The sequence below is a fragment of the Pseudonocardia sp. ICBG162 genome (assembly GCF_020496225.1).
GTDB classification, from domain to species: domain Bacteria; phylum Actinomycetota; class Actinomycetes; order Mycobacteriales; family Pseudonocardiaceae; genus Pseudonocardia; species Pseudonocardia alni.
Genome location: NZ_JAHLJD010000031.1, coordinates 82,593 through 94,485, shown reverse-complemented (window position 1 = coordinate 94,485; position 11,893 = coordinate 82,593). Strand labels below are relative to the sequence as shown.

Below are 11,893 nucleotides of genomic sequence, written 5' to 3'. Positions count from 1 at the left end.
CCGGTTCGCGGGGGATGTCCCCCGTGGGGCGCGCGTGGGGTCCCGTCGCCGCTCCGCGGTGCCGGGGTCCGCACTAGACAGGGGAGGACCGCCGGAACCGACTCTGCCGAAGGGGTGCGATGGAGCCGCGACGCCGTACGGGACCGGTGCCGCGATGAGCGCGGCCCTGGCCGTCTCGCCGATGGGCGGGTCCGGACACCGCAGCCTGGCCGAGGCCGTGGCCGCGGCTCCGGAGGGCGCCGTCATCAGCGTCGCGCCCGGCACCTACACCGAGCCCCTCGTGCTGCGCCGGGCGGTCACCGTCACCGCGGAGGAGGGCCCCGGCACCGTCCGGATCGCCCCGCGCGAGGGTGTCGCGGTGGTGCTGGCCGGTCCGCCGTCGGCGACCGCGCAGCTGTCCGGGATCACCGTGCAGGGCGCGCCGGGCGTCGTCGCCGCGGTGCTGGTGACGAGCGGTGCGCTGCGGCTCACCGAGTGCACCGTCGCCGGCGCGGGCTGGTCGGCGGTGCTCGCCCGCGACGACGGCGCGGTACACGCCGGTGACTGCGCGCTGTCCGCCCCGGCGGGCGCGGGGGTCGTCGTCAGCTCCCCGGTGGGCAGCTCCGTGTCGCTGTGCCGCATCACCGACATCGGCACCACGGCGGTCGTGGTGGCCGGGGACGGCGTGCTGGACCTGACCGCGACCCGGATCGACGGCCCCGCCGGCAACGGCGTGTTCGTCCACGAGCGGGGCCGGCTCACGCTGTCCCGGACCTCGGTGGCCGGGGCGGGCAAGCCGGCCGTCGCCGTCGAGCAGGACGGTGCCCTCACCGCCTCCGACCTGCAGGTCACCGACGCCGCCGGAGTCGGCCTGTACCTCGCGAGCAGCGCCTCCGTGCAGGTCGACGGGGCCGGGATCGGACCCTGCGGTGCAGTCGGTGTGCACGTCGACCAGGCCTGCCGCCCGCAGCTGCGCTCGGTCACCGTGCGCGGCGCCACCGGGGCGGGTCTGCTGTGGACCGGCAGGGCCTCGGGCACCGCCACCGGCTGCACCGTCGGCTCCACCGCGGGCGACGGGCTGCGGGTGACCGGGCGCAGCACCCCCGAGCTCGACGCCGTCGAGACCGCTGCCGACAGCGGCGCCGGCGTCGTCGTCGACGACGGCGCGGACCCGTTCCTGCGCCGGCTGCGCGTCCTGGACGCCGGGACCTGCGCACTGGTCGTCTCCGGCGGGGCCCGCGGTCGTCTGGAGAACGTGGAGATCGAGCGGGCCGGCGCCGACGGCGTGCGGGTCACCGACGGGGCCCGCCCGCAGATCGACGGGCTCACCCTGCGCGGTGCCGCCGGGTCCGGTGTGGCCGTCACCGGCGCGGCGTTGTCGCTGGCCGACTGCGACCTGTCGGCGGTCGGCGGCGACGGCGTCGCCGCCGGCACCGGCGCGGACCTGACCCTGCAGCACTGTCGCGTCGCGGGCGCCCCCGGAGCGGGGTTCCGGCTGGGCGCGGGCTCGGGCGGCACGCTGGAGGAGTGCACCGCCGGCGACGGCGGTGCTGACGGTGTCGTCGTCGCCACGGCCGAACCGGTCCGCCTCACCGGCTGCGCCGCGCAGGGCAATGCAGGCGCCGGTCTGCGGGTGACGGCCCCCGCCGCGTCGCTCACCGTCGAACGGCTGACCAGCCTCGCCAACGGGGTCCCGGACGCGCCGGGGCCCCGGCCCGGTGGTCCGGCCGCGGCGGCCGCCGGCGGCCCGCAGGAGGCCGTCGCCTCCGCGCCGGGTGCGGCACCGTCCCGGCGCCCGGCCAACGACCCGCTCGACGCCCTGCACGCACTCGTCGGGCTGGAGGGGGTGAAGGCCGACGTCACCTCGCTGGTGAACCTCAACAAGATGGCCAAGCGACGGGTCGACGCCGGGCTGTCCGCCCCGCCGATGGCCCGCCACCTGGTGTTCGCCGGCGCGCCGGGCACCGGCAAGACGACCGTCGCCCGGCTCTACGGCGAGGTCCTCGCCCGCCTCGGGGTGCTGCGGTCCGGGCACCTGGTCGAGGTGGCGCGCGCGGACCTGGTCGCCCAGATCATCGGCGGCACCGCGATCAAGACCACCGAGGCGTTCACGAGCGCGCTGGGCGGGGTCCTGTTCATCGACGAGGCGTACACGCTGTCCAGCGGCCGGGGTGGGACCGGCCCCGACTTCGGGCGCGAGGCGATCGACACCCTGGTCAAGCTGATGGAGGACCACCGGGACGACGTCGTCGTCATCGCGGCCGGCTACTCGAAGGAGATGCAGCAGTTCCTGGAGGCCAACCCGGGCATGGAGTCCCGCTTCAGCCGGACCATCGAGTTCGCGAACTACGACGCCCCCGAGCTGGTCACGATCGTGCGCAGCCAGTGCGAGCGCCACGACTACCGGCTCGCCCCGGAGGCGGAGCAGGCCCTGCTCACCTACTTCGAACAGATCCCGAAGGACGGCACGTTCGGCAACGGCCGGACCGCTCGCCGGGTGTTCGAGCGGATGGCCGACCGGCAGGCGTCCCGGCTCAGCGCCGGCGGTGCCGTGGCTCCCGCCGACCTGACACTGCTGACCGCGGATGACCTCGAACTCGCCGTCTGAGGCCGTCGCGCGCCGGGGGGACGGCCGGTCAGCCGGTGAACCCGCGGTCCTGCATCGCCGTCATCAGCTCGGTCCGCGACCGGTAGCCGGCGCGGGCGAACATCCGGCCCAGCCGGCCCTCCACGCTCTTCTCGCTGACCTGCAGGATCGTGGCGATCGTGCGGTTGCCGAAGCCCTGCCCCACCAGCAGCCCGAGCAGCCGCTCGTTCTCCGCCACCACCGTGGTACGGCCGGGTACGGTCACGCCGGCACGGGTCATCTGACCGCGGACCCAGTTCCGGCACAGCAGGGCGCCGAGGTCCCCGAAGAGGTCGTAGCACTCCCACAGGTCGTCGGGCCCCACGAGGTCCTGCTCGCCCAGGATGCCGATGACCGTCGCCAGCTCGAGAGGGAGGCCGCGCTCCCGGGCGACCCGCAGGCAGCTCTCGACGGTCGCCGGGTGGCGGTCGACGAGCGAGCGGACGAGCAGGAGGTACAGCTCGGTCCGCGAGGTGCCGAGCACATCGTGCAACCGTTCCAGCGCCCGGCCCGCGCGCCGCGCGCCGTCGAGATCGCCGCGGGCCATGGCGATGCGCGCGAGTTGGAGGTGGCTCGCGTCGGTGCCGATGAGGATGCCGCGCTCCTCCGCGTCGGCCACCGAGCCCTGCAGCCGGTCGACCGCCTCGTCGAGGTCCCCGACGGCGACGTCGGCGACGGCGCGCGGGGCGGCGAGCAGGTGCCGCAGCGAGGACTTCGCCGCGATCGCCTCGTCCAGGAACTCCCGGGCCCGGGTGATCTCGCCCCGGGCGAGCAGCAGGAAGGCGTGGTGCTGCTGCATCAGTTCCAGGCCCGCGTCGTGCCCGACGACGAACCCGCCGACGCGGTAGCGGCGGGCCAGGTCCTTGGCCTCGGTGGTCCGGCCCTCCAGGAACGCCAGCGAGGCCCGGTCGGACAGGCTCAGCATCTCCGGGGTCAGACCCTCGTCCGCCATGAGCCGGCGGGCCCGGCCGACGTCGCTGAGCAGGAGCAGGAGCGTGACCAGCCCCTGGGTGAAGGCCAGCCGGCGACGGGCGGAGTTGTCGGCCGGCCACAGCCCCGGATCGGCGAGCAGCGTCTCGAACGTCCCCGGACGCCCCGCCCCCAGCTCGGCCATCATCGAGAGCGTGTCCCCGAGGTAGGAGGTCGCCCCCGGCCCGCGCCACGCCCACCGCGCGTCGTCGAGCAGCTCCAGGGCGTCTCGCCACCGGCCGAGCATGAACAGGGCCAGCGCACGCCACGAGGACCGGGCGGCCACGTCACCGGGGAGCTCGCGGCGGCCGTGGGCGACGGCGCGGAGCCCGTCGAGGTCGCCGAGGCTGCGCATCGAGCCGAGCATCGTCGCACCGGCGTCGACGACCCAGTGCTCGGGCAGGACGTCGCCGAGCTCGTCCAGGACGGACTCGATGGTCGTGACGGCGGTGGCGTAGTCACCGGTGCGGTAGCAGCTGGTGGCGTACATCCAGCGGGCCATCGCCTCGTCGGCGCGGTCGGGCGACAGGTCCGCGGCGGTCAGCCACCAGGCCTTGGTCCGGTGCGGGTCGTCGGCCGCGCGGATCGTGGCCCGCTGGACCAGCTCGGACCGGGCGCGGTCGGTGTCCAGCAACGCGCCCGCCTCGGCGATCCGGTCCGTGAGGTAGTCGGGGTCCTCGGCGTGGGCGACACCCGTCCACAGGGCGACGACGGCGGTGACGGCCACCCAGCGCCGCTCGTAGGGCCGCAGGCAGGCCGCGAGTTCGACAGCCACCTGGGGGACCGGGAAACGCCAGCCGTCGTCGGCCCCGCCACGGTGCAGCACCCCGGCGTCGACGAGCTCCGCCAGGTGCTCACGGGCCTCGTCGACGTCGATGTCGAGGCTCGCGGCGAGCAGCCGGGGCAGCGCGGGCCCGAGGGGTGCGAGCAGGGCGACGGCGGTCGCGACCGGCCACATGGCGGGCCCCAGACGGCGGACCGGACGCAGCAGCGGCCCGTCCGGCCGGGGGCCGGGCTCCGGTCCCGGGCCGAGATAGGCGTGCCGGTCGGAGATCACGACCCGGCCGCCCGCCGACAGGCTCCCCAGCAGGTCCAGCACCGCCTCCGGCACCCCCCGCGTCCGCTCGAGCACGAGGTCGACCAGTTCGGGTGCCGGGCGGCTGCGCAGCTGCTCGGCCAGCAGCCTCGCGGTCTGCGCCCGGTCGAGCGGCCGCAGCCGGTGCGAGTCGAGGACGCCGTCGCGGCGCAGGGCACGGACCACCGCGACGAAGGGGCGCAGGAATCCGGGGACGGGTGTCTGGACGGTGAACACCGCCCGGACACCGGCCTCGGCCAGGGACGGCACCAGCGCGGCGAGCACCGCGACCGAGTCGGGGTCGCTGCGGTGCAGGTCGTCGACGAGCAGCGTCAGCCGGTGCCGGTCGAGCACCATCGCGATCGGTGCCGCCATCCGGGCGGCGAGGGCGGGGGAGTGCCGCGCACCGTCGACCGGGTGCAGCAGCGTCGGGGGGACCCGGGCGAGCACCGCCGTGCTGCCGTCGATCACCGGACCGTCGGGGGTGTAGCGCAGGCGCAGGACGTCGCCGCCCTGCTCCCCGACGCGGGCGGCCAGCCGGTCGAGCACGGCCGTGCGCCCGATCCCCGGCGGTCCGTGCACGAGTGCCGAGCGGGTTCCGTCGTCCGGAAGGTCCGGGACGGGCAAGGGTGCCTCCACAGGGCGGTCGTCGACGACGGTGCGACGGGGCGAGGAACTCCTCGCACCACGGGACGACGAGCGGACTTCGGGCGGGGACCACGGCGGCCCCGGGTACCGGTCCCGGCGGTGCCGACCGGGAACCTGTTGTCGAGCGTACCGTTTCGCGGCACATGTCATGATCTTCGCAGCCCGCGGGGCCGCACGACCGGGACGGTGACATGAGCAGGGAACAGATCGAGTTCTGTGGTCGGGACGAGGTGCTGGACGCCCTGCGAGGCACCCCCGAGGCGTCGTTGACGGTCCTGCGTGGACCGACGTCCAGCGGACGTACCGCGCTGCTCACCCGGATCGGTGACGAGCTGCGCGAGTCGGGTTCCACGGTCCTGTTCGTGGACGCGGTCCAGGACCATGCGCGCTGGGACCGGTTCGGCGTCCGTCCGCTGCTGGCCGCGGTCGGCCGGTCCTTCGAGCAGCTCGACCCCGGCCCCGAGCTGCCCGGAGCGATGAGGTCGGTGCGCCGCCTGGCCACCGCCGAGACCTACGAGTCGATCGCCGGCCGCTCCCGGTTGCGCGCCGAGACCGGTCGTCTCCTCGCCGCGGTCGGGACCCGGGGCCCGGTCACCCTCGCCGTCGACGACGCCGACCACGTCGCGGCTCCGCTGTTCGTGCTGGCAGAGGCCCGGCGCGCCGGGCACCGTGTGCTCGCCGCGATGCGGTCGGTGCAGCTCCCGACCGAGCAGCTCGCCGAGGTCGGCGACGCCGCCGACGAGATCATCGACCTCCCGATGCTGTCGGACGAGGCATCGGTGGAGATCCTGCGACGGGCGGCCGGCGGCCCGGTCGACCCGGGACTCGTCGACGCCCTGCGGGAGTCCCTGGGGCTGCTGTTCGGGTGCCCGGGGACCCTGATCTCCACCCTGGCCGCGTCGCGTGACGAGGGCCGTGTCGTGCGCGTGGACCGCACCCTCTGCCTCCGCGACGACCGGGTGGCGATCGGGCTCCCGACCGGGCACTTCCTGGTGGAGACGGTGCGCGCCGCAGGCCGTGCCGGGGAGGGCCTCGTCGCCCTCGCGGCAGGCCCGACGGGGTTCCGGATCGCCGACCTCGACGCCGTCGCCGGGGCGACCGGACGGACCGCGGTGGGGTGTGGCGCCGTCGTCGACGCCCTCGCCGCGGAGTCCGCGCTCGAGTGCGACTTCCGGGGCCGTCTGACCCCGCTGTGCCGGGCACTGGGGACGACGGTGCGGGCCGGGCTGGGGGAGGACGCACTGCGCGACCTGCACGTGCGGATCGGTCGCCGGGTGCAGTCGACGGTCGGGCTCAGCAGCCGTGACGACCTGTCCGCACTCGCCGGCCACGTCGCCGCGGCCGGGACGGCGTGGCCCGTCCAGCGGCGGCTGACGGTGGTGCTGCACGACGAGGCCGTCCGCATCGCCGACAGCGACCCCGACCTCGCGATCAGCCACCTCCGTAGTGCGTGGCGGCACGCCGGGCCCGGACACGGCCGGCGTCGTGTGCAGGCCGAGCTGATCCGCGCGACCCGGGCCGCCGGCCGCTTCGACGAGCTGGCCGACTTCGTCGCCGACGCCGTCGACGAGGGTGGGTACCGGACGACGGGGTCACGCGCCGAGCTGGCAGCGGCCGCCGCGCTCGCCGCCCTGCAGCTCGGCCGCCGGGTGAGCACGCCGGTCCGTTCGGCCCTGGCGGGGATCGGGGACCCCTACTGTCCGCTGCAGCTCTGCGAACGGTGGTGGCGCGGTGAGAACCTCTCGATCGGTGAGCTGGTGCAGGGCTTCGCGCCGCTCGCGCCGGGCGGGCCGGTCCGCACGCTGCGGGACCTGTCCGCGGACTCGCTGCGGGTGCCCGCGGACGTCCGGCACGCGTTCTCCCGGCGACGGCTGGTGCCGATGCTCCGGTGGCTGCTGGGTCCCTACTACCGGCCCCCGGCCGACGGTCCGTTCGCCGCGTTCGAGCGGATGATGATCGCCTACGGCGACGGGCGCTGGAACCGGGCGTTGTCGGCCGCCCGGTCGCTGCAGACCCAGGAGTCCGCGGACCTGGTCTCCCGGCCGTGGGCGGCGCTGGCCGCCGCGGCCGTCCACCGTTTCCGGGGCCGGGAACGGCGCGCCCGCGCGTGGGCACAGACGATTCCCGAGACCGACTACACCGACACCGACACCGCCGTGCCCGCGCTGCGCGAGTGGGCCGAGGCGCGGCTGGCCCACACCGGGGAGAACCCGCTGGAGGCGCTGCCCGCGACCTGGGCGGTGTACTGCGGCGAGCTGCGACGCGGTTCCCGGGGGCCGCACGCCGGGGAGGTCCTGAACTGGCTGGCGATGCTCGCCCGCAGCAGCGGCGACGACGGGTGGCGACGCCGGATCGCCGAGGCGGTCGAGGAGGCGCTGGCCGACGAACCGGAGTCGGTGGGCCCGGAGTACGGCGAGCTCATCGAGGCGATGCTCCGCGACGACCCCGCTGCCGCCCGCCGGGGCGTCGCGTGGTGGCGCGAACGGGCCAGCCTGCCGGACCTGGCACAGGCGTGCCTGCAGGCCGCCGACGTCGTCGGGCCCGAGGAGGCCGAGCCCCTGCTGCACGAGGCCCTCGCCATCGCCGACGACCTGAAGGCGACCCGGATCAGGCGCTCGGTGCGCCGGGCGATGTCGCGGTACGGGATCGCCGTGCGGACCCCGGAGCTCGGCGAGCAGCGGCTCTCCGAGCTGGAGATGCGGCTGGTCGGGCTCGTCACCGAGGGCCGGTCGAACCGGCAGATCGCGGCCCGGATCACGATGAGCGAGAAGACCGTCGAGAACCACCTCACCCGGCTGTTCGGCAAGACCGGCTGCCGCAACCGGCGTGAGCTGGTCGTCGCGCACCTCGCGGGCCGCCTCACCGGACTGGGTCCCGAGCCGTGGGAACCCGCCGCCGGAGCCCGTTAGAGTCCGCTCCGTGACCGAATTCGTGAGCCTGTCCGTGGACGAGGGCGTCGGGACGATCCGGATCGACCGCCCGCCGATGAACGCCCTGAACCGCCAGATCCAGGGTGAGCTGCTGGAGGTGGCCGACGAGGCCGCCACCCGCGCCGACGTGCGTGCGGTCGTCGTCCACGGCGGGGAGAAGACCTTCGCCGCGGGTGCGGACGTCAAGGAGATGGCGTCGATGTCCTACGCGGACATGACGGTGGTGGCCCGCAAGCTGTCCGCCGGCCTGGGCGCGATCTCGACGATCCCGAAGCCGACCGTCGCCGCGGTGACCGGCTACGCCCTCGGCGGTGGCCTGGAGGTCGTGCTCGGCGCCGACCGCCGCATCGCGGGCGACAACGTCAAGCTCGGCTTCCCGGAGATCCTGCTCGGCATCTTCCCCGGCGGTGGCGGCACCCAGCGCGCCGCGCGGCTGATCGGGCCGTCGCGCACGAAGGACCTGATCTACACCGGCCGGATGGTCAAGGCCGACGAGGCCCTGGCGATCGGGCTCGTCGACGAGGTCGTCCCGGCCGACGAGGTCTACACCCGGGCCGTCGCCTGGGCGAAGCAGTTCACCGCGGGCCCCGCCCTCGCCTACGCCGCCGCGAAGGCGGCCATCGACAACGGCCTCGACACCGACCTGCGCACCGGCCTGGACATCGAGTCCGCGCTGTTCGCGGGCGTGTTCGCCACCGACGACGCGAAGGCGGGCACCGCCAGCTTCGTCGAGAACGGCCCCGGCAAGGCCACCTTCACCGGCCGCTGAGCCGCCGCCGAGCCACCCCGCCCCCGCCCGGACGCGCGACGCGCCCGGGCGGGGAGCAGGTCGGCGGCCGTGTTCTGCAAAACTCCTACTCATGAGTTCGGACCCGGCGCCCACCCCGCACGCCACCGCCGAGCAGGTCGAGGCGGCCTGGCACGACCCGAAGCTCGCCAACGTGCTCTACCACGACTGGGAGGCGGGCACCTACGACGAGAAGTGGTCGATCAGCTACGACGAGCGCTGCATCGGTTACGCCGCGGGCCGCTTCCGCGCCGCGGCCCCGTGGGACGGCCGGCCCTACCTGCGCGCCCTGGAGCTGGGCAGCGGCACCGGGTTCTTCCTGCTCAACCTCATGCAGGCCGGCGTCGCCGAGCGGGGCGTCGTCACCGACCTGTCCCCGGGCATGGTCGCCGCCGCCACCCGCAACGCCGAGCACCTCGGGCTCGAGGTGGAGGGCGCCGTCGTCGACGGCGAGCACATCCCGTTCCCCGACGACAGCTTCGACCTCGTCGTCGGGCACGCGGTGCTGCACCACATCCCTGACGTCGAGGCCGCGTTCCGCGAGGTCCTGCGGGTGCTGGAGCCGGGCGGGCGGTTCGTGTTCGCGGGCGAGCCCACCACCGTCGGCGACGCCTACGCCCGCACGCTCGGGCAGCTCACCTGGAAGGCCACCACCACGCTGACGAAGCTCGGCCCGCTGCAGGGCTGGCGCCGCCCCCAGCACGAGCTCGACGAGTCCTCCCGCGCCGCCGCGCTGGAGTCGGTCGTCGACATCCACACCTTCGACCCGGCCGACCTGGAGCGCACCGCGACCCGGGCCGGGGCCGAGGGGGTGCGGGCCTCCACCGAGGAGTTCGCCGCCGCGATGCTGGGCTGGCCGGTCCGGACCTTCGAGGCGGCCGTCCCGCCCGGCAAGCTCGGCTGGAACTGGGCGATGTTCGCCTACCACGGCTGGCAGCGGCTGTCCTGGCTCGACGAGCACGTCCTGAACCGGGTCGTGCCGCGCAGCTGGTTCTACAACGCCCTGATCACCGGTACCAAGCCGAGATGAGCGATCGGCCCCGGCGCGGCGCGCTGTCGGTCAGCATGGACGACGTGGAGCACCCGCTGGAGCCGTTCTGGCGCGGCGTCATCGCCTACCGCCTGCTGACGTTGCTGACCGTCGTCGGTGTGACGCTCTACCACCTGCGCACCGGCTACGAGCGCCCGCTGGCCGCGGTCGGCGTGCTCGTCGTGATGGCGGTGTGGACGGCCGTGACGTCGTGGGGCTACCTCGGCGGGCTGCCCGGCGCCCCGGACCGCCGCGGCCTGCTCGCGCTCGCCGACCTCGGCGTCTGCGTCGCGATCATGGCGACGACGCCGCTGGTCGTGCGGGTCGCCCACCTCGACGAGGGCGGCCCCGGCATGGGGTCGATCTGGACCTCCGGCGCGGTGCTGGCCTGCGCGGTCGCGTTCCGGATCACCGGCGGGGTGCTCGCCGCCGCCGTGATCTCGGCGGCCCTGGTGCTGTCCAAGCAGCGGTTCGGGGTGCTGGAGCTGGGCGACATGCAGCTGCTCCTGCTGGCCGGGCTGACCGTCGGGTTCGCCGCGCACGTGCTCGACCGCACCGCCGCCCGGCTGCGCCGCCTCGTGGCCGAACAGGCCGCCACCGCCGAACGCGAGCGGCTCACCCGGGCCGTGCACGACGGCGTCCTGCAGGTGCTGGCGCACGTCCAGCGCCGCGGCGCGGAGCTGGGCGGCGGGGCGACCGAGCTCGGCGTGCTCGCCGGGGAGCAGGAGACCGCGCTGCGTGCGCTGCTGTCCGGGCCGGGGACCACCGACGCGTCCGGGCTCCGCGACCTCGCCGCCGCGCTGCGGATCCTCGCCTCGGACCGGGTCACCGTCTCGGCCCCCGGACGCCCGGTCGAGCTGGGCGGGCCGGTCGTCGACGAGGTGGAAGGCGCGGTGCGGGCCGCGCTCGCGAACGTCGCGCTGCACGCCGGCCCGGACGCGCGCGCGTGGGTGCTGGTCGAGGAGCTGCCCGGGACGGTCGAGGTCAGCGTCCGCGACGACGGCCCCGGCATCCCCGAGGGCCGCCTCGCCGAGGCCGAGGCGCAGGGCCGGATGGGGGTGTCCCGCTCCATCCGTGGCCGCGTCGGCGACGTCGGCGGGACACTGACGCTGGACACCGGACCGGACATCGGGACCGAATGGGTCATCCGGGTCCCCAGGGAGGACACATGAGCATCCGGGTGATGGTCGTCGACGACCACCCGATCTGGCGCGAGGGCGTGGCCCGCGACCTCGCCGAGCGCGGCCTCGACGTCGTCGCGACGGCCCCGGACGCGCCCGCGGCCGTCCGGATCGCGACGGCCGTGCGGCCGGACGTGATCCTCATGGACCTCAACCTGGGCGCGACCTCCGGCGTGGACGCGATCGCCGCGATCGGGCAGCAGAGCCCGGACAGCCGCGTGCTGGTGCTGTCGGCCTCCGGCGAGCACGCCGACGTCCTGGAGGCGGTCAAGGCCGGTGCGCTCGGCTACCTGGTGAAGTCCGCCGGGGTCGACGAGCTGCTCGAGGCGATCCGGCGCACCGCCGACGGCGTCGCCGTGTTCACCCCGGGGCTGGCCGGGCTGGTGCTGGGGGAGTACCGGCGGCTCGCCGACGCCCCGCGCCCCGCCGACGGCGCGCCCGCCGTCCCGGCGCTCACCGAGCGCGAGACCGAGGTGCTGCGCCTGGTCGCGAAGGGCATGACGGCCAAGCAGATCGCGGCGAAGCTCGTCGTCTCGCACCGGACCGTCGAGAGCCACGTGCAGAACACCCTGCGCAAGCTGCAGCTGCACAACCGCAGCCAGCTCGTCCGCTACGCCATCGAGCAGGGCCTCGCGGACTGAACGAGCGGGACGGTCCGTTCCCTGCGG

Annotated in this window: 7 protein-coding genes; 6 read left to right on the top strand and 1 reads right to left on the bottom strand. The window is 75.3% G+C overall.

The window, feature by feature from the left end:
• Positions 1 to 154: 154 nt before the first annotated feature.
• Positions 155 to 2,587 carry a right-handed parallel beta-helix repeat-containing protein gene (locus KPL60_RS25370; protein ID WP_226367429.1) on the top strand — a complete coding sequence of 811 codons (2,433 nt, stop codon included), beginning with the start codon at positions 155 to 157 and terminating at the stop codon, positions 2,585 to 2,587.
• 28 nt (positions 2,588 to 2,615) lie between these two features.
• On the opposite strand, the gene KPL60_RS25365 is transcribed toward KPL60_RS25370, so the two are convergent.
• Complete coding sequence (locus KPL60_RS25365) at positions 2,616 to 5,276, bottom strand: AAA family ATPase (RefSeq protein WP_226367428.1); 2,661 nt, start codon at positions 5,274 to 5,276, stop codon at positions 2,616 to 2,618.
• Between the two features lie 212 nt (positions 5,277 to 5,488).
• Between KPL60_RS25365 and KPL60_RS25360 the strand changes: the two genes are divergently transcribed.
• From KPL60_RS25360 to KPL60_RS25340, 5 genes are all read left to right on the top strand, one after another.
• Positions 5,489 to 8,206 (top strand): LuxR C-terminal-related transcriptional regulator, encoded by a 2,718-nt coding sequence (locus KPL60_RS25360; protein ID WP_226367427.1) that lies wholly within the window; start codon positions 5,489 to 5,491, stop codon positions 8,204 to 8,206.
• Positions 8,207 to 8,216: 10 nt separating this feature from the next.
• The gene (locus tag KPL60_RS25355; RefSeq protein WP_226350140.1) at positions 8,217 to 8,996 is read left to right on the top strand and encodes an enoyl-CoA hydratase/isomerase family protein; all 780 of its coding nucleotides are present in this window, start codon (positions 8,217 to 8,219) and stop codon (positions 8,994 to 8,996) included.
• A gap of 91 nt (positions 8,997 to 9,087) precedes the next feature.
• On the top strand, positions 9,088 to 10,044 hold the full coding sequence (locus KPL60_RS25350; RefSeq protein ID WP_226367426.1) for a class I SAM-dependent methyltransferase: 957 nt from the start codon (positions 9,088 to 9,090) through the stop codon (positions 10,042 to 10,044).
• Positions 10,041 to 11,216 carry a MacS family sensor histidine kinase gene (macS, locus tag KPL60_RS25345; protein WP_226367425.1) on the top strand — a complete coding sequence of 392 codons (1,176 nt, stop codon included), beginning with the start codon at positions 10,041 to 10,043 and terminating at the stop codon, positions 11,214 to 11,216. Before KPL60_RS25350 ends, macS begins: the two co-directional genes overlap by 4 nt.
• Positions 11,213 to 11,866 (top strand): response regulator transcription factor, encoded by a 654-nt coding sequence (locus KPL60_RS25340; RefSeq protein WP_226350143.1) that lies wholly within the window; start codon positions 11,213 to 11,215, stop codon positions 11,864 to 11,866. The genes macS and KPL60_RS25340 overlap by 4 nt, the downstream gene beginning before the upstream one ends.
• Positions 11,867 to 11,893: the final 27 nt, after the last annotated feature.

Excerpts from the sequence above, each read along its gene's own strand:
- macS (WP_226367425.1), top strand. The coding sequence starts at position 10,041 with ATGAGCGATCGGCCCCGGCGCGGCGCGCTGTCGGTCAGCATGGACGAC.
- KPL60_RS25350 (WP_226367426.1), top strand. The coding sequence starts at position 9,088 with ATGAGTTCGGACCCGGCGCCCACCCCGCACGCCACCGCCGAGCAGGTC.
- KPL60_RS25370 (WP_226367429.1), top strand. The coding sequence starts at position 155 with ATGAGCGCGGCCCTGGCCGTCTCGCCGATGGGCGGGTCCGGACACCGC.
- KPL60_RS25340 (WP_226350143.1), top strand. The coding sequence starts at position 11,213 with ATGAGCATCCGGGTGATGGTCGTCGACGACCACCCGATCTGGCGCGAG.
- KPL60_RS25360 (WP_226367427.1), top strand. The coding sequence starts at position 5,489 with ATGAGCAGGGAACAGATCGAGTTCTGTGGTCGGGACGAGGTGCTGGAC.